This window comes from Rhodococcus sp. 1R11, assembly GCF_004563845.1.
Lineage (GTDB): Bacteria > Actinomycetota > Actinomycetes > Mycobacteriales > Mycobacteriaceae > Rhodococcoides.
The window spans coordinates 314,864-331,910 of the sequence record NZ_SPNG01000002.1 but is presented as its reverse complement, the minus strand read 5'-3'; the positions used below and the strand labels follow the sequence as shown (position 1 = coordinate 331,910).

At 61.3% G+C, this 17,047-nt stretch carries 16 protein-coding genes and 1 pseudogene; 8 read left to right on the top strand and 9 right to left on the bottom strand.

Annotated elements, in window-relative coordinates:
- Positions 1-42: 42 nt before the first annotated feature.
- The 3 genes from E4P29_RS04800 to E4P29_RS04790 all read left to right on the top strand — a co-directional run bounded on the left by E4P29_RS04800 (position 43) and on the right by E4P29_RS04790 (position 4,285).
- Entirely contained in the window at positions 43-567 is a 525-nt protein-coding gene (locus tag E4P29_RS04800) for a DUF1697 domain-containing protein (RefSeq protein WP_135042393.1), read from the top strand.
- The gene (locus E4P29_RS04795) at positions 564-1,814 is read left to right on the top strand and encodes an SLC13 family permease (RefSeq protein WP_135042391.1); all 1,251 of its coding nucleotides are present in this window, start codon (positions 564-566) and stop codon (positions 1,812-1,814) included. Before E4P29_RS04800 ends, E4P29_RS04795 begins: the two co-directional genes overlap by 4 nt.
- A gap of 293 nt (positions 1,815-2,107) precedes the next feature.
- Positions 2,108-4,285: a phage infection protein gene (locus E4P29_RS04790; protein ID WP_135042390.1), complete on the top strand. Its 2,178-nt coding sequence runs from the start codon at positions 2,108-2,110 to the stop codon at positions 4,283-4,285.
- A 31-nt stretch (positions 4,286-4,316) separates the two neighbouring features.
- On the opposite strand, the gene E4P29_RS04785 is transcribed toward E4P29_RS04790, so the two are convergent.
- Positions 4,317-4,865 carry a hypothetical protein gene (locus tag E4P29_RS04785; protein ID WP_135042388.1) on the bottom strand — a complete coding sequence of 183 codons (549 nt, stop codon included), beginning with the start codon at positions 4,863-4,865 and terminating at the stop codon, positions 4,317-4,319.
- A 596-nt stretch (positions 4,866-5,461) separates the two neighbouring features.
- On the opposite strand from E4P29_RS04785, the pseudogene E4P29_RS26280 reads away from it, so the two are divergent.
- Positions 5,462-5,664, top strand: a pseudogene (locus E4P29_RS26280) (hypothetical protein); the annotation flags it as partial.
- A 239-nt stretch (positions 5,665-5,903) separates the two neighbouring features.
- On the opposite strand, the gene E4P29_RS04780 reads toward E4P29_RS26280, so the two are convergent.
- From E4P29_RS04780 to cobC, 5 genes are all read right to left on the bottom strand, one after another.
- Positions 5,904-6,431 carry a hypothetical protein gene (locus E4P29_RS04780; protein WP_135042386.1) on the bottom strand — a complete coding sequence of 176 codons (528 nt, stop codon included), beginning with the start codon at positions 6,429-6,431 and terminating at the stop codon, positions 5,904-5,906.
- 499 nt (positions 6,432-6,930) lie between these two features.
- Positions 6,931-8,091, bottom strand: a complete 1,161-nt coding sequence (locus E4P29_RS04775; RefSeq protein WP_135042384.1) for a bifunctional RNase H/acid phosphatase — start codon at positions 8,089-8,091, stop codon at positions 6,931-6,933.
- Positions 8,049-8,786, bottom strand: coding sequence for a C4-type zinc ribbon domain-containing protein (locus tag E4P29_RS04770; protein WP_027497425.1), 738 nt, complete (start codon positions 8,784-8,786; stop codon positions 8,049-8,051). Before E4P29_RS04770 ends, E4P29_RS04775 begins: the two co-directional genes overlap by 43 nt.
- A gap of 106 nt (positions 8,787-8,892) precedes the next feature.
- The gene (locus tag E4P29_RS04765) at positions 8,893-10,014 is read right to left on the bottom strand and encodes a Nif3-like dinuclear metal center hexameric protein (protein ID WP_135042382.1); all 1,122 of its coding nucleotides are present in this window, start codon (positions 10,012-10,014) and stop codon (positions 8,893-8,895) included.
- A 14-nt stretch (positions 10,015-10,028) separates the two neighbouring features.
- Positions 10,029-11,066, bottom strand: coding sequence for an Rv2231c family pyridoxal phosphate-dependent protein CobC (gene cobC, locus E4P29_RS04760; protein WP_135042380.1), 1,038 nt, complete (start codon positions 11,064-11,066; stop codon positions 10,029-10,031).
- A gap of 42 nt (positions 11,067-11,108) precedes the next feature.
- Here cobC and E4P29_RS04755 point away from each other — a divergent pair, with 42 nt between their 5' ends.
- The 3 genes from E4P29_RS04755 to E4P29_RS04745 are packed head-to-tail and all read left to right on the top strand — an operon-like array spanning position 11,109 to position 13,207.
- Positions 11,109-11,801, top strand: coding sequence for an HAD-IA family hydrolase (locus tag E4P29_RS04755; RefSeq protein WP_135042378.1), 693 nt, complete (start codon positions 11,109-11,111; stop codon positions 11,799-11,801).
- Entirely contained in the window at positions 11,798-12,271 is a 474-nt protein-coding gene (locus tag E4P29_RS04750) for a low molecular weight protein-tyrosine-phosphatase (RefSeq protein ID WP_167735381.1), read from the top strand. Before E4P29_RS04755 ends, E4P29_RS04750 begins: the two co-directional genes overlap by 4 nt.
- A gap of 18 nt (positions 12,272-12,289) precedes the next feature.
- Complete coding sequence (locus E4P29_RS04745; protein ID WP_135042376.1) at positions 12,290-13,207, top strand: SURF1 family protein; 918 nt, start codon at positions 12,290-12,292, stop codon at positions 13,205-13,207.
- Here the strand turns inward: E4P29_RS04745 and E4P29_RS04740 are convergent.
- The 3 genes from E4P29_RS04740 to E4P29_RS04735 all read right to left on the bottom strand — a co-directional run bounded on the left by E4P29_RS04740 (position 13,148) and on the right by E4P29_RS04735 (position 15,392).
- Complete coding sequence (locus E4P29_RS04740; RefSeq protein WP_135042374.1) at positions 13,148-14,116, bottom strand: cobalamin biosynthesis protein; 969 nt, start codon at positions 14,114-14,116, stop codon at positions 13,148-13,150. The genes E4P29_RS04745 and E4P29_RS04740 overlap by 60 nt on opposite strands.
- A gap of 47 nt (positions 14,117-14,163) precedes the next feature.
- Positions 14,164-14,289, bottom strand: coding sequence for a hypothetical protein (locus E4P29_RS26505; RefSeq protein WP_255032530.1), 126 nt, complete (start codon positions 14,287-14,289; stop codon positions 14,164-14,166).
- A gap of 200 nt (positions 14,290-14,489) precedes the next feature.
- Complete coding sequence (locus tag E4P29_RS04735) at positions 14,490-15,392, bottom strand: LysR family transcriptional regulator (RefSeq protein WP_135042372.1); 903 nt, start codon at positions 15,390-15,392, stop codon at positions 14,490-14,492.
- Between the two features lie 75 nt (positions 15,393-15,467).
- Between E4P29_RS04735 and E4P29_RS04730 the strand changes: the two genes are divergently transcribed.
- Complete coding sequence (locus E4P29_RS04730) at positions 15,468-16,997, top strand: CoA-acylating methylmalonate-semialdehyde dehydrogenase (RefSeq protein WP_135042370.1); 1,530 nt, start codon at positions 15,468-15,470, stop codon at positions 16,995-16,997.
- Positions 16,998-17,047 lie beyond the last annotated feature (50 nt).

Below are 17,047 nucleotides of genomic sequence, written 5' to 3'. Positions count from 1 at the left end.
ACTTCATTGGTTGTTCTCGTGCGCTTCACTACAGTTCCTCCCATGAGTGAATGGGTTGTGCTGCTGCGCGGCATCAACGTCGGCGGCATCAACATCAAGATGGTCGACCTCCGCGCAGCTCTGGCCTCGGCCGGCTTCACGAATGTCCGCACGATTCTGGCGACCGGCAACGTACTGCTGCAGTCTCCGCTAGCGGCCGCCGCCCTGAAAGCACAGGTGGAGAGCACGCTCGCCGAGGCGTTCGGCTACCGAGCCTGGGTTGTCGTACTCGACGTCCCGACACTGAGGGCGATAGTGGAGTCCTACCCGTTCGACGCCGAACGGGAGGGCTGGCATCCTTATGTGGTGTTCGGTAACGACGATAGCCATTTGACCGAATTGTCCGCTCTTACAGTGGAACTCGACCCCGATCTCGAGAGGATTGCCGAGGGGAACAGCGTGCTCTACTGGGAGGTGCGCAAGGGCAACACCACCGACAGTGCGTTCGGAAAAGCCACGGCGAAGGCGAAGTACAAGGCCACGACCACCACGCGGAACGTCCGCACTCTCGTGAAGATTCTCGCGTGACCGTTCTCGCTGCGGCATTGGTCGCCGCCGTTCTCGTCTTCGCCATCGTTCGCCCGCGCGGTCTTCCGGAGATCGTTGCTGCACTTCCAGCGGCCGCAGTTGTTCTTCTCGTCGGCCTCGTCAGCCTCGACGCCGCCCGTGAGCAGGTACTCGAACTCGCACCCACCGTCGTCTTTCTGGCGTTCATCCTGATCCTGGCGCATCTGTCGGATGCCCTCGGTGTGTTCACCTGGATCGCTGCGAAGCTACGCCGCGGATCCAAGGGCAGCCCCCGCAGACTGCTGACCCTCGTGTTCGCCGCTGCCGCGGCCACCACAGCCGTACTGAGCCTCGACGCGACCGTGGTTCTGCTGACACCGGCCATCATCGGTGCCGCTCGGATCCTGGGGATGTCGCCGCGTCCACACAGTTACGCCACTGCGCACCTGTCCAATTCGGCGTCGACCTTGCTGCCGGTGTCGAATCTGACCAACCTGCTGGCCTTCGGTGCGACGGGCCTGACCTTCCTGCACTTCACCGCACTGATGGCGCTACCGTGGATTTTCGCGGTCGCCATCGAACTGGCGGTGTTCCTGATCTTCTTCCGCAAGGATCTGACCCGCACTGCGACACCGACGGACTCCGCGACCGAACACAGCACTGACGACGTCCCAGCACCGCGAAGCACACTCGTCATCCTCGGCGCGACATTGGTCGGCTTCGCCGTGGCAGGACTCTTCGATATCGAACCGTTCTGGGTGGCTGCCGTGGGCTCCGTGGCACTGGCAATCCCGGCGCTTCGAGCTCGCCACACCACACCTCGCGCGATCCTGCGCGGTGCCGATCTGCCCTTCTGTGGCTTCGTCTTCCTTCTCGGCATTGTCGTGCTCGGCGTGACGACGGGCCCGATCGGCGACTGGCTGGCGCGAATCCTGCCGTCCGACACCACCTTCGCGTCGCTTTTGGCCGCCGCAGCGATCGCGGCCATCGCATCTAACATCGTCAACAACCTGCCCGCAACGTTGCTGCTCCTGGCGGCCTTCGGCGCGGACGCTCCCCCGGCGTTGTTGCTGGCCATGGTGATCGGGGTCAATCTCGGCCCCAACCTGACCTACGTCGGTTCACTGGCGATCATGTTGTGGCGACGCGTCGCATCGGCCAACGACGAGCCGGCGGATCTGAGGACGTTCACCATTCTCGGCGTCATCACGACCCCGTTGACCATCGTCGGAGCAGTGGCGGGCCTGTGGCTGGCGCTGCAGATATAGGGCCTCGTGATTCGATCGGCAATTGATGTGTGAGATTGAGAGCCGAGAGTATCAACTCGTGCGAACGATCACTACTTCAATCGTCGGAGCACCTCACAGATCCGAACGCCGCGGACTCCCTGGCGGAGATTCATACCTTGAAATGCAACGTAGCAACACAGTCACATCACCTCGAAGTCGACACCGAGGTTAGATCGACACCGAAGTGGTTCAGAAAAGCGGGTCTAGGGATAGCCTAGACCAGTGCTGTACACGCGTACCACGCATAGAGTCTCCGAGCAGAGAAGGATTCCATGAAGAAGCTAACTCTTGAGCTTGAGAACTGCCACGGAATCCGCCAACTGTCCACCTCATTCAAGTTTAGAAATGGCAACTCTGTCGCAATATACGCACCAAACGGAAGCATGAAGACTTCCCTTGCCCGAACGTTGGCAGATGTTGCTGCAGGCAGAGCCACAGTGGACCATGTGTTCCCGGAACGCACGACCATCCGGCACGTGACCGACGAAGATGGCAACGAACTGGACCGAACCGACGTAGTTGTTGTGCTTTCATATGACGAGGAGCTAGGGCCGACCGAAGCGACCTCGACCCTTCTCGTCAATGCTAGCCTCCGCAGAGAATACGAGGCCCTGCAACGCGATCTACTCGACGCTCGTGACGAGTTGGTTGCTGCACTCAAGGAACAGTCCAAGAGTAAACAGGACATCATCAGCATAATCTCGCGTGCGTTTACGCAACAGAACGATAATTTCTTCACTGCACTCATGCGACTCCACTATGAAATTGAAGAACAGGACGGGGCACCGCTCGCCGACGTACCTTATGATGTCTTGTTTAATAGCAAGACTCAACCAATCTTGAATACACCAGCACTTAAGTCTGCCCTACTAGACTACGTAACTCGACTCAATGAGCTACTGGACGAGTCAAGCTTCTTCAGCCGTGAATCGTTTACTTTCTACAATGCCGCTAACGTAACTAAAAGCCTGGGAGAAAACGGTTTCTTCTCGGCCCAGCATTCCATTCTCCTAAACGGGCCAGACGGGCTAACTAAAGAAGTCGCCAGCCAGGCCGATCTTGATGCATTGATCGCAGCAGAGAAGCAGCAGATCACCGATGATAGTTCACTTCGAAAGAAACTAGATGTCGTCGAGAAGGCTCTAAACAAAAATGTAGACACACGTGCATTTTTTGCTTACATCTCAGAGCATGTCGAACTTCTCCCAAACTTAACCAATGTCGAATTGTTCGAGCAAAATCTTTGGAAGTCATACATTAAGTCCCATCAGGAATTATATGATCGAGTCGTAAGTCACTATAAGAACGCAGAAAAACGCAGAAAAGAGATCGAAAAGGAAGCATCCGACCAGAGTACCCAATGGGAACGCGTTATCGATATCTTCAACGACCGATTCTTTGTACCATTTAGACTTGCGGCCAAGAACCGCGATCGCGTAGTGCTTGGTCAAGAGAGCCTCCTTAAACTCGGATTTGAATTCGAGGAGGGAACTGAAAGCGCCACGGTTGAACGAGGAGACTTACTGCGAGTTCTCAGCAACGGAGAAAAGAAGGCACTTTACATTCTTAACGTACTATTCGAGGTGGAAGCCCGGAAGACTCTCAATCGGGACACTCTTTTCGTCATAGATGACATTGCCGACTCTTTCGACTACAAAAATAAGTACGCGATAATTCACTACCTGAAGGAGATGTCGGAACAGTCGAACTTCAAACTGATGCTCCTCACTCACAATTTTGACTTCTTTCGTACTCTCGAAAGCCGCGGGGTTGTGGGGTATGAACGGTGCTTCATGGCACAGAAGGGTGAAGGTCGGGTCATTTTAAGCCAAGCAGTGGGCATAAAGAACCCGTTCATCAAAGACTTCAAATTGAGGTTTTTCGAAGATGGTATGAAGCGTGTAGCATGCATTCCATTTATTCGAAATATATTGGAGTACACGAAGGGTGAAGGTGATCCCGGATACCTTAAGCTAACTTCACTACTTCACTGGAAGGGCGACACTCCTTCAATAACCCAAGAAGACTTAGACTTGATATTTACAGAAATATTCGGAGACCAGGGAGAATGGGAATTCCCCTCCGAAACAGTTATTAAGTTGGTTACCGAGCAGGCTAACATCGCCTTGAAAGCAGACGAGGGAGTAAACTTCGAAAATAAGATCGTCATGTCAATCGCCATTCGACTACTGGCCGAAGGCCATATGATCAGCGAGTTGGCAGACCCAAATTTTACTCGCAACATCCCTGCCAATCAAACACAGGCACTGTACAACGCGTACAAGAATCGCAAGCTCGGGACTAAAGAAACCCGTGATATTCTAGAATCAGTTGCACTCATGACGCCGGAAAACATCCATGTTAATTCCTTTATGTATGAGCCAATTATCGATATGTCGGACGCCCACTTACGAAAGCTCTACCAAGACGTTATGACGCTGGATACCTAATATTGGGCCAGTCGAGCCGGGAACTGACGTTTCAAAGCCAGCATTTCCGCTCTTCTTTCGACTTATCCGCAGAATTCATCACTCGAGCATGTCCCCAGTGAATGGGGCAATCTTTTTTTAGAGTCTTGTTGCCCATGATCTGGGCGGATAGGACGATGGAGAACACGGCTGGACAAAAGCAGAACTGTGCCGAAAACATCGTGCGCAAACTGCGCCGTGCCGAAAAGCTGACCGCTGCGGGCAAGACGCAGGAGCAGATCGCGGCGGAACTATAGGTGTAGGCAGCGACGTTGTTCAACTGGCACCGCCAGTACGGCGGGATGGACATCGATGCCGCGAAGAAACTGAGGAGCTTCGCGAGCAGAACGGCAAGCTCAAGCGCCTGCTCGCCGAGACTGAGCTGGAGAATGAAGCGCTGCGGGAGGTAGCGAAGGGGAAATTCTGAGCTCAGCTGCCAAGCGCCCGCCGTCCAGATTCTCGTGGGCACGATGAGTCTGTCGAAACGTCCGGCGTGCAGAGCTGTTGGGTGAACCGTCCCGGGTTTGATGCCGATTCGTTCTTTGTGGATGATGAAGCACATGTCGAAGCGTTACTCGACCGAGCAACGTGAGTGTGCGGTGAAGATGGTCCTCGACGACCTCCACGAGTGCAACTCCGTTTAGGCGCAGGCAAGGCGATCGGACCGAAATTGGGCGTCGGCGCGGAGTCGCTGCGGCTCTGAACACGCCAGGCCCAGATCAATGCGAACCAGGCTACCGGTGCATTGACTGAGGAGCAGCAACGCATCAAGGAACTCGAACGTGAGAACCGAGATCTTAAGGAAGCCAACGTGATTTTGAAGTCGGCATCGATTTCTTCGCGAGCGAGCTCGACCCTCGCCGCCGCGGATAGCCCAGTTCATCGATCAGATGAGTGCGCAGAACTATCGGGTCGAGTCAACCTACCGCGCGCTTACAGAGCAGCACGTGCAGGTTGCCCCACGCACGTACCGCAACTAGACGAGCCCACCACAATCGGCGCGCACGATATCTGACGCTTACTTACCGCCGCGCTGCGCGACAAGGTCGGTGAACCGGGAGTGCTCTACGCTCGCTGCCTCGACGGTCGAAGACATCACTATGGTCACCACTGCGTAGAAGAAGGCATTGTGGCGCTTAGATCACGGTGGACACCACGTCCGGCTCGGGCCTCATTCATCACAGCGACGCAGGCAGCCAGTACGCCCCGCAATCAGGAGGTGTCCCCACTCGACCGCGTTTGCGGAAGCGCCTGTGTCTGAGGGTATTGCGGCCTCGATCGGAAGTGTCGGGGACGTTTACGACAATGCGTTGACGAAGAGCAAAATTGGGTTGTACAAGACCACAGTGATATCGAAACGGAGCCCGTTCCTGAACGGCCCGCTGGAGACCATCGGCGATATCGAGTTTGCCACGATGGGTGGGTCGACTAGGACAACTAACGCGGATCCACTGCACCCTCGATTACCTCGCACCAGACGAATTCGAGAAGGTCTACTAAAGTCAAGATTTGACACTCCGCCCGAAGAAGTTGCAAGAGTAGGAGCTGCAAGAAGCCCGGGACGGTTCAAACAGCACATCTGTAAGGACTTGTTCTGCAGTTAAACAAGCTCTCCCGTCAGACCGGAGTTGGGGCCGGGCGGAAGTCCTAGTGCGGTGTCTGTGCGAGTATTGGCTCTGAGATCATCGAGAAGGACATCAGCAGCTAGACGTTGACCTTCGAGCGCCACAGATGCAGAACGAGGGTTGGACGAAGAACGACCACGGTAGATTTCGATGCCACGGCTTTCAACAACACCCCGGCTCGCAATTCCCCGGAGATAGAATCGATTGAACTCGCCCTCAGCCAGCGTGGACGCCGCATTCACTGGTACGGCCTTCGAGTAGGGTTTGCCGTTTCGGTGACCCAGTTCGTGGGTTTTGAGAAATCCCCGCGTAACCAATTCCTGCGCAAGGATGTCATCGGTCCCCTTGCTCACGGCCGAACGAAGAACGTCCGGCCACAGGCGAGCGCCCTCGTCAGTCAATCGGGGACTTATATAAAGGGTTCCAGACGTAACATCGCGCTCGACCTCCTCCGCCATCGCTTCACGTGTAATGACATCCAAACTCCGATAGTTCAGGCCCATTTGTCTCCTTCTCGCGTTAGATCCCGCTGCCATTTTGGGTGTTACTTAACTGATCATTCCACCCTAATAGTAAGCCAGAGAGGGTGCTTGCGTGGGCTGACAGCGGCGTTCATTAGGCCATACCTCTCCGTCGCTTCTAGGCAGCTGTCCCGGTGACAGCCTTGCGTAGCCCGCGCGCTGTCAATGACTATTTGCTCGACATAGTCCTTGGCCTGCTCGGCACCAGCTTTGAGAACTTCGTTCGGTCGGTTGACGAAAAGAACAGTGGCGGCCACGCCGGAGCTTGGCCAAGGGCGTCCAGCGATAGCCAGGCCGTTCACGTCTTCAAACTGCCTGGCCGATGGCAGACTGGGTGCACGAGCTTCGCAGACAGTCCGTGAATTGGGAACTTCACCACAGGTACTACCGGATGGCAACGGTGCTAGTGCAAACCAGCACACCTAGGGCTTTTACTGGCCGGCCGTGGACATAATCACCGTCGCCCCCGCCCCCGGACCGATCAGGCCAGTCGTCCCAGGTGAGACGTGTCGTTGACCAATTTCACCGATGCCCCGCCGTCGGGGTAGAACTCGGCGATGCTCAGCGACGCGAGGTCCAGGTGCATTCGGTAGAGCAGAGACGGTCCGACGTCCAGTGCCAGTTGCAGCAGTGTCTTGATCGGCGTCACGTGTGTCACGACGACGATCGTCTTACCCGCATACTCTTTGATCAATCGATCACGGGCCGATTCGATTCGAGTGCGCACTGCGTCGAAACTCTCGCCGTTGGGCGGGGTCACCGAGGTATCGCCCAGCCAGGCCCGATGTTGTTCGGGGTAGCGGTCTTTCGCCTCTGCGAAGGTCAGACCTTCCCAGTCGCCGAAGTCCGTTTCGGTCAGATCGTCGACGGTGGTCACGTCGAGTCCGAGTGCACCTGCCGCGGCGTCGGCGGTCTGTCGGGCGCGGCCGAGGGGGGACGAGACGATCGCTGCGATGTCGTCGTGTCGGCCGAGCCGTGCCGCTGCAGCGGTGGCCTGTCGAACCCCCAGCTCGGTCAGTTCCGGATTTCCGCGGCCGGAGTATCGCCGGTCGACCGACAGCGCGGTCTGGCCGTGGCGCAACAACAACATTCGGGTGGGGTCGCCCACTGCACCTGTCCACCCGGGGGCCACCGCGGGTTGCTTCGCGGCCGGTTCGGAATCGGGCAGATCAGGGAGGTCGATCCCCTTGGCCGCGGCGTCCATCGCCTCGTTCGCCAGACCGTCGGCGTGTGAGTTCTGCTCCCGCGGAATCCATTGGAAGGTGACGCGATCGAACGTGCGAGCAAGCTCTGCCGCTCGGCGATTGAGCGGAATCATGTCGGGATGCTTGACCTTCCAGCGTCCCGACATCTGTTCGACGACGAGTTTGGAATCCATCCGAACCTCGACCTCACGGGCACCCACGTCTGCGGCCGCGGTCAACGCGGCGATGAGGCCCCTGTACTCGGCCACGTTGTTCGTTGCAATTCCCAGCCCCTCCCGGCGTTCGGCCAACACCTCGTTGCTATCTGCTGAGAACACCACGGCTCCGTACCCGGCGGGACCCGGGTTACCGCGGGAGCCGCCGTCGGCTTCGACGACGACCCGTTGCGCGGCACTCAAATTCCGGACTCCTTGGTGCGCACCAGGATTGCGTTGCATTCCGAGCAACGAACCAGAGCGTCGGCAGGTTTGTTGGCGATGCTCGCAATCTCGTTGCGATCGAGCTCGATTCGGCATGCGCCGCATCGGCGGGCCTGCAGCAATGCTGCGCCTCGACCGGTCAGTGCGCGTTGCTTCTCGTACAGCGCCAGCAGATCGGCCGGCATACCCGAGATCAATGCCTCGCGACGCTCGGCGCTCCGCTTCTCGGCGACGTCCAGGTCTGCGACAGCGTCGTCGCGGCGACGACCGGCGTCGACCATTTCGTCCTCGATCTGCGTCAGCTGCGCCCCGGCGTGTTCGTAGTCGCGCTCGCTGGCCTCGCGCTGTTCCATGACCTCGAGCAGTTCTTCCTCGAGGATGCTCTGCCGCCGTTCGAGACTGCCGAGCTCGTGCTGCAGCTCGGTCATCTGCTTGGGCGCAATCGTGCCGCTCTCGAGCATCTTCTTGTCGCGCGCCTCGCGCTGGCGAACGGCATCGACTTCGCCCTCGAGCTTGCGGATGTCGCGATCGAGGTCGTCCATCGAGATCTGCACCGTGACGGCAGCATCCTTGCGGGTGATGCGCTCGGCCTCGAGTTTGTCGACCTCCTGCTGCTCGGGGAGGGTCTTTCGGCGATGGGCGATCTGCGAGAGTTCGGTATCCACACCGGCCAATTCGAGTAGCGAGGCCTGGACTTTGGGATCGACGTTCACGCTTGATGACTCCTGCGACTATGGAAGTTGATTCCGATTACCCTACCGGCTGCGCAGAACGTACCGAGCCGGATCCGTGCACTCCCCCGGTCGCGGGGTTCGTCGGTCACAGCGTCCACGGGTCGGTGCGGACATCGCTGACCCTGCTGCTCCAGCCGTCCGTGTCGCCGAATTCGGCGTCCACGATGCCCCTGGCCTGAGCGCACCACGGGAACTCCGAGGCCCAGTGGGCCGTATCGATCACCGCGGGCCCACCCGCCCGCAGGTGCTCGTCGACCGGATGATGTCTGAGATCGGACGTGACATAGACGTCGGCGTCGGTCCGTGCGACGGTCGCGAGGAAAGAGTCCCCTGCTCCCCCGCACAGGGCCACGATCGACACCGTGGCGTCCGGATCGCCCGCTGCTCGCACTCCCCAGCTGGTGGCCGGCAGAGCGTCTCGGACGACATCGGTGAACTCGGCGAGGGTCATCGGATCAGGCAACCGTCCGATCCGCCCCAGACCGGTGCACGACGGTAGGGCCGCAGACTCGAAGACATCGAACGCGGGCTCCTCGTACGGATGCGCACGCCTGAGCGCGGACTGCATCCGGGAGCGGTCGGCTCGGGATGCAACCACCTCGATTCGGTCCTCGGTCACCGTGTGGATTTCGCCGACGACGCCGAGCGTGGGATGAGCACCGGGCTGCGGCCGGAATTGGCCCAGCCCCTCGGTGTGCCAACTCGCTTCGCTGTAGTCGCCGATCTCACCGGCTCCGGCGTCGAACAGCGCCTGGCGCACTACCGCAGTGTCGGCCGACGGCACGAATACGACCCATTTGTCGTGCGCCGGAGCAGGAATGGGATCGAGTGGCCTGGTATCGATCACACCGAGGGCCGACGCGAGTGCGTCGGAGACACCGGGATCGGCCGAGTCGGCGTTGGTATGGGCGGTGAACAGCGCGCAGTCGGCCTTGATCATGCGGTGGATCACCGAGCCTTTGGCGGTGTCGGCCGCAACCGAATCGACTCCTTTGAGCAGCAGAGGGTGATGGGCGACGATGAGGTCGGCACCCCAGGAAATGGCCTCGTCCACGACGGCCGGGGTGACGTCGACGGCGTAGAGCACCTGTCGCACTTCGGCTTCCGGATCTCCGCATACCAGTCCCACCGAGTCCCAGCTCTCGGCCAATCGAGGCGGGTATGCGTTGTCGAGAACCTCGATGACGTTCGCCAGTGTCACTGCCATGTCGATTGATCTCCTCACAGAACGGTGTTCAACGCCTGCACCAGTATGTCGACGTGTGCCGAGTCCCGTACGGCGACGCGTAGGTAGTTGCGGTCCAGTCCGGGAAACGTGTCGCCGCGCCGAACCGCAATTCCCTTCGTGCGCAAACGTTCTCGGATCCCGTCGGCGTCGTCGACCCGCGCCAGAAGAAACGGCGCTCGCGCCGGTCCGGCAATGTCGAGACCGAGTGCGGTCAGTCTCGCGATCATGGCGGCACGTTCGGCGTCGATCCGCAGGGCTTCGACTCGGGCCTGCTCGACCGCGAACGGCTCGGTACAGGCGCGAATTGCGTCGAGTTGCAGAGTGCCGAGCGGCCAGTGCGCACGGCCCCGCTGCATTCGTTCGAGTACGTCGGGATGGGCCAAGGCATAGCCGCACCGCAACCCCGCCAATGCCCACGTCTTGGTCAGACTTCGGAGTACCAGCACGTCCGCGAAGCTGTCCGAGGAGACCGATTCTCCTGCTCCCGTCACTGCGTCGGCGAATGCTTCGTCGACCACGACGATGCGGCCGGGCCTACGCAGACTGAGCACTTCCTCGCGGGGATGCAGCACCGACGTCGGATTGGTGGGATTGCCGACGATCACCATGTCGGCGGCCTCGGGCACCAGGCCCGGATCGAGCAAGAAAGGCGGCGGGAGTACTACCCGATGGACCGCGATGCCGGCCTGCTCGAGCACCCAGTCGGGCTCGGTGAACGACGGGTGCACGGTTGCCACGAGGGCCGGCTCGAGCCGTGGCAGCATCGCGAATCCCTCGGCTCCGCCACCGAGCAGCAGTACCTCGTCCGGCGAGCGTCCGTGGTGTGCGGCGACCTGCTCCCGAGCCGCCCGCTCGGCTGCCACCGATGGATACGAACCGAGCGAGTTCAGGGCCGCAGCGAGCCGATCACGAAGCCACGGCGGCGGGCCGTCACCGCGCACGTTGACGGCGAAGTCGACGAGGCCCGAGCCGACCTCGAGATCTCCGTGATGACGGAGAAGTGCATCGGGGCCGGACGCTGTATCGGACATCGCGACGAGCCTAGCCGTCACGTGCACCGATAGGCTCGGGCCATGTCTGCCGCTCTGCCCGCATCCGTTGTCCTATTCGATCTAGACGGAACGCTGACCGATTCCGCGCCGGGAATTCACGCAGGATTTCGCCACGCGCTGGCCTCGGTCGGTGCTCCCGAACCGACCGAACAGCAGCTCTCTCTCGTCGTCGGTCCACCGCTGATCGACACGCTGCGCTCGATGGGCCTGGACGAGGAGGCAGCTCAGCGCGCGCTGGCCGCCTATTTCGACCGCTACGACGAGCGGGGTTGGGCCGAGAACACCGCGTTCGACGGGATCGAGACAGTGCTGACGCGATTGCAGGATCGCGGTGTTCGGCTGGGCGTGGCGACGTCCAAATCGGAGCGCTTCGCCGTACGGATACTCGACCACTTCGGCTTGTCCCGGTACTTCGACTTCATCGGCGGTGCCAGCAACGACGGGTCGCGGCGTGCGAAGTCCGACGTCATCGCGCACTCATTGACCAATCTCGGCATCGATCCCGTCAAATCCTCGGACGGCGGCACTGCAGGTGTGATCATGATCGGCGACCGCGACCACGATGTGCACGGCGCAGCCAGGTTCGGAATTCCGGCGGTCTACGTGGAATGGGGCTACGGCATCGACGGTGAGAGCGACGACGCCGCGTTCACCGCGTCGAACATGGACGAACTGGCCGCCGTGCTCGAGCAGAACACGCAGGCGTCACGATGAGCCAGCCACTGCACGTGACGTTCGTGTGCACCGGAAACATCTGTCGATCACCGATGGCCGAGAAGGTGTTCGCCGCGCACCTGAGCGAGGCGGGTCTGGGTGATGCCGTCCGCGTGTCGAGCGCGGGAATCGACGGGTGGCATGTCGGCGACGGTGCAGACCCCCGAACGGTCGCGGAGCTCGATGCACACGGTTACGAGAGCGAGCACGAAGCGAATCAGGTGGGACCGGACCACCTCGCCGCCGATCTGATCGTTGCTCTCGACACCGGCCACGCTCGATCTCTACTGCAGTTGGGTGCACCGGCCGATCGGGTGCACCTGCTGCGTTCGTTCGATCCCGACGCCGACGATGCGTCGGTCGCAGATCCTTACTACTCGTCGGATTCTGCGTTCACCGAGGTGCGAGAACAGATCGAGGATGCCGTGCCCGGCTTGATCGATTGGGCGCGGTCTCGGCTGACCGCCTGACCCGGCTACCGTGGTGGGGTGGAGAAGTTACGGTTCTTGCTGCGTCCGAAGTGGTTGGTGCTGGCCGCCGTCGCGCTGGCATTCGCATTCTTGTGCTTCAGCGTGCTCGCTCCGTGGCAGCTGGGCAAGAACACCTCGACTTCTGCGCGCAACGACTTGATCACCCGATCGGTCGGGGCCGAGCCGGTGCCGATCACCGACGTCCTCACCGCGAACGGTTTTGCGGCCGACGACGAATGGCGGCGGGTGATCGCGCAGGGCAGTTACGTGGAGAATTCCGACGCCCTGGTGCGACTGCGCAGTATTCGTGAGCAGCCCGCGTACGAGGTCATCACTCCGTTCGTCATCGACGACGGTCCGACTGTTCTCGTCAACCGCGGATACGTGCTCCCGGTGGAGGGAACGCGACCGCCCGAGTTCGCGGCAGCTCCGACCGGCCCGGTCACTCTCGATGCCCGCGTTCGTCAGGCCGAAGGAACATCACGTGAGCCGATCCAGGAGGACGGCCACCTGCAGGTGTACAACATCAACCCGGAGCAGATCGGAGCAGCGGTCGGCGTCGACGCGATCGACGGGTACCTGCAGCTCGACGACGGCCAGCCCGGTGGCCTCGGCCTCATCGAACTACCGCAGACCGATGCGGGCCCCTATCTGTCCTACGGACTGCAGTGGTTGGCGTTCGGCATCATGGCACCGTTGGGTCTTGCCTATTTCGTCCGCGCCGAGCTGCGGGAGCGACGCATGTCTCGAACCGAGATGGCCGACGCCATGTCCGATGAGCCCGACCCCAAGTCCGACGACAATTCCGCGCCGGACGACGAAGAAGAATTCACTCTTCCGACCCGACGCGAGAAGCGGGCCAGGGCCCGCGCGGCATCACAGGCGAGAACGCCGACGGATCCTCGCCTGGCGGATCGATACGGCAAGAACCGCTGACGCGACCGTCGCGAGTTCTTGCACCCGCGTCGACAGAGCGACTGCTCGCCGAAGGTCCCGTGCCGTGGGCGCTCGCCCGTCGCCGAGTGTCGGCCTGATCTCCACGCCGTGCCGGTATTGGGTGCGCCCACCGAGCTGTAGTCCGAGCGCACCCGCCGACGCGGCTTCCGGCACCCCGGCATTGGGGCTGGGATGACGGGACGCGTCGCGTCGCCACACCCGTAGCGCGTGTGCCGCAGAACCCTGCACCAGCGGTGCCGCGAGAACGGTCGCCGCACCCGTGACGCGTGCCGGCAACAGGTTCAGCGCGTCGTCGAGGCGTGCGGCGGCCCATCCGAAACGTAGGTATTTCGGAGACCGGTATCCCACCATTGCATCGAGTGTGTTGCTGGCTCGGTACGCCAGGATTCCCGGTACGCCGGCAAGGGCTCCCCACACCACGACACCGACTGTCGCGTCGGATGTGTTCTCGGCAATGGATTCGAGTGCCGCCCGTGCTAGCCCGTCGGAGTCGAGGAATGCCGGGTCACGTCCGCACAGTGACGGGAGCAATGCGCGCGCGCCGGTCAGGTCGTCTCGGTCGAGGTGATCGGCCATCGAGCGACCTACTACCGACAGCGATGTTCCACCCAGCGCGGCCCAGGTCGCGGTAGCCACCAGAGCGGCCTCGGCCGGTGGGCCGAGACGCGACACTGCTCGCGTGGACGCGATCCCGAGTGCGGTGACCCCTCCGACCAGTACGGCGGTATGGATGACACCCGCAATCCTGTTGTCGCGGTAGAGCCGAGCTTCGAAGCGAAGGGCAGCCGTTCCGAATCCTGCTACCGGATGCCAGCGCTGTGGGTCTGTGAACACTCGATCCAGGCCGTAACCGACCAGCAATCCGATCGCTCGGGGGTGTGTCCACATCGCACGAATCTATCCACCGGCCATCCGGTGTGCGGCATCGGTACGGGTCAGGCCCAGCGCCGGTTGTACGCGCCGGACAGCTGACGGCTCCTGAAGTCGATGTCGCTTCCGTCGTTGAGCAAGGCGATGGCCATACCGACGAAACCTATTGCTGCTACTACGAACATGGTCATGATTCCCCCAAGAATCGTTGTGGGCCTGCCGCGGCGGTGCCGTGGCCGACGTCTTCCGTAACAGATTGTTACCCGCCGGTAGGTCGATTCCCACTGCTTTGAGGTCGGCGTCACGTGTGTCTGTCGTCACGAGACGCCGGACACACCGAACGTCCAAAATTCAACGGCCACCGACGATCTCGCGCTTTTCGTGACCTCGCCTATCGACCGACGGGCACCGCACGCATATGTGGCTCCTCGGCCACGACCGATCCGATGAACTCGTCCACCACCTTCACCCGCGCCAACCCCGTCAGCTCCCGCGGAATCACCGTCCAATAGGTGCGTTCGACCGAGACCAGGCCCGGCAACACCGGAATCAACGTGTCGTCCGGTTCGCCGATGTAGCTGGGCAACGGCGCAATTCCCACCCCGGAACGCGCCGCGATCCACTGGCCGGTGATGTTGTTGGTCTGAATCTGCGCCCGACCGTCGGGCAGAATCGAATCCAGGATGCGCAGCGGCGCAACGTCGAGCAGCGCATCCACGTAGGAGATCAGGGTGTGCCCACGCAAACCGTCGACCGAGTCGATCGCCGGCTGCGCAGCCAGGTATTGCTCGGCGGCATAGAGCGCCAGGGTGTAGGTCGCCAGTTGCCGGGCCACCACGAACCTGGGCGACGGCCGTTCGAGCGTGATGGCGATGTCGAATTCCCTGGTGGCCAACGAGTTGTGCTCGGTGGCGGTGACGAGTTCGATATCCAGATCGGGATGCTTGTCGCGAAGCGCACCCAACTTCGGCGTGAGAACGAAAGCACCGAATCCGTCCGGGGCAGCGATACGTACCGTCCCCCGCAGCGATCCGGTGTCGGATGTCTGATCCTCGAAGGCGGCGATCAGCGTGGACTCGACGGTTTCGGCGTACCCGACCAGCCTTCGCCCCGCCTCGGTCAATCGCCATCCCGTCGGGGTTCGGTCGAAAAGTCGCTGCCCTGCGGACTTTTCGAGTGCCGTGATACGCCGACCGACCGTGGTGTGGTCCACGCCGAGCGTTCGCGACGCATCGGTCAGACGTCCCGTTCTCGACACTTCGAGGAAATAGCGAAGGTGGTCTGGGTTGAACACTCGCCCAGCCTATCCCCCTGTGCATTTGTGCACGGCAATCTGCGGTTTTGGCCTTTGACATGTGCATCGATTCGAATGAGACTCGAGACACACCGATGGAAGGAACGAACGTTGACCGACGTCATCTCACACTGGCTCGATGGTAAGACTTTTTCCGGATCCTCCGATCGGACGTCACCGGTCACCAACCCCGCCACCGGGGAGGTCACCGGCACGCTCACGCTCGCCGATCGGAGCGACGCCCGCGCCGTCGTCGATGCCGCCGCAGCTGCCTTTCCCGCGTGGCGCGACACCTCCCTGGCCAAGCGCACCTCGATCCTCTTCTCCTTTCGAGAACTGCTCAACGCCAAGAAGAGCGAGCTGGCCGAGATCATCACGGCCGAGCACGGCAAGGTGCTCTCCGATGCGCTCGGCGAGATTTCCCGCGGTCAGGAAGTAGTCGAATTCGCCTGTGGCATAGCCCATCTACTGAAGGGCAGCTACACCGAGAATGCATCCACCGGGGTGGACGTCTACTCGATTCGTCAGCCGCTCGGACCCGTCGCCATCATCTCCCCCTTCAACTTCCCTGCCATGGTGCCGATGTGGTTCTTCCCCATCGCGATCGCCGCCGGTAACACCGTCGTGCTCAAGCCGTCGGAGAAGGACCCGAGTGCCAGCATCTGGCTCGCGCGGCTCTGGGCCGAGGCAGGCCTGCCCGACGGCGTGTTCAACGTGCTGCAGGGAGACAAGGAAGCCGTCGACGAACTGCTCGAGAACAAGAAGATCAAGTCGGTCTCCTTCGTCGGATCGACGCCGATCGCCCAGTACGTCTACTCCACCGGTACCGCCAACGGCAAGCGCGTCCAGGCCCTCGGCGGTGCCAAGAACCATGCCGTCGTCCTCCCCGATGCAGATCTCGACCTGGCCGCGGACGCCATGGTCAACGCCGGCTTCGGCTCGGCGGGTGAGCGATGCATGGCCATCTCCGCGCTCGTGGCCGTCGGAAAGATCGCCGACGAGCTCGTCGCCAAGATCGCCGAACGCACCACGCCACTGGTCACCGGCGACGGCACCCGCGGCGCCGACATGGGCCCTCTCGTCACCCGGGTACACCGCGACAAGGTTGCGTCCTACGTCGACGCAGGCGAGGCGTCCGGTGCCACGATCGTCGTCGACGGCCGCACCGTCCAACCCGACGGGGCTGCGGACGGATTCTGGCTCGGCCCCACGCTCATCGACCATGTGACACCGGACATGAGCATCTACACCGACGAAATCTTCGGCCCTGTGCTCTCGGTCGTCCGTGTCGAGACCTACGACGAAGCACTGACACTGATCAACGACAATCCGTACGGCAACGGCACGGCGATCTTCACCAATGACGGCGGGGCGGCGCGGCGGTTCCAGAACGAGGTCGAAGTCGGCATGGTCGGTGTCAATGTGCCGATCCCCGTTCCCATGGCGTACTACAGTTTCGGCGGCTGGAAGAGCAGTCTGTTCGGCGACAGCCATGCTCATGGAACCGAAGGAGTGCACTTCTTCACGCGGGGTAAAGCTGTCACCAGCCGCTGGCTCGATCCCAGCCACGGCGGTATCGATCTCGGCTTTCCTGAAAACGACTGAGCCCCGAGAAACAGCTGACCCGAAAGACCCCGACCGCGAAGGATCACTCC

Bases quoted from the DNA above. Each gene is read 5' to 3' on its own strand.
- E4P29_RS04755 (WP_135042378.1), top strand. From the start codon at position 11,109: ATGTCTGCCGCTCTGCCCGCATCCGTTGTCCTATTCGATCTAGACGGA.
- E4P29_RS26505 (WP_255032530.1), bottom strand. From the start codon at position 14,289: ATGACCATGTTCGTAGTAGCAGCAATAGGTTTCGTCGGTATGGCCATC.
- E4P29_RS04800 (WP_135042393.1), top strand. From the start codon at position 43: ATGAGTGAATGGGTTGTGCTGCTGCGCGGCATCAACGTCGGCGGCATC.
- E4P29_RS04785 (WP_135042388.1), bottom strand. From the start codon at position 4,865: ATGTGCTTCATCATCCACAAAGAACGAATCGGCATCAAACCCGGGACG.
- E4P29_RS04765 (WP_135042382.1), bottom strand. From the start codon at position 10,014: ATGGCAGTGACACTGGCGAACGTCATCGAGGTTCTCGACAACGCATAC.
- E4P29_RS04790 (WP_135042390.1), top strand. From the start codon at position 2,108: ATGAAGAAGCTAACTCTTGAGCTTGAGAACTGCCACGGAATCCGCCAA.
- E4P29_RS04730 (WP_135042370.1), top strand. From the start codon at position 15,468: ATGAGACTCGAGACACACCGATGGAAGGAACGAACGTTGACCGACGTC.
- E4P29_RS04740 (WP_135042374.1), bottom strand. From the start codon at position 14,116: ATGTGGACACACCCCCGAGCGATCGGATTGCTGGTCGGTTACGGCCTG.
- cobC (WP_135042380.1), bottom strand. From the start codon at position 11,066: ATGTCCGATACAGCGTCCGGCCCCGATGCACTTCTCCGTCATCACGGA.
- E4P29_RS04750 (WP_167735381.1), top strand. From the start codon at position 11,798: ATGAGCCAGCCACTGCACGTGACGTTCGTGTGCACCGGAAACATCTGT.
- E4P29_RS04775 (WP_135042384.1), bottom strand. From the start codon at position 8,091: ATGCAACGCAATCCTGGTGCGCACCAAGGAGTCCGGAATTTGAGTGCC.
- E4P29_RS04780 (WP_135042386.1), bottom strand. From the start codon at position 6,431: ATGGGCCTGAACTATCGGAGTTTGGATGTCATTACACGTGAAGCGATG.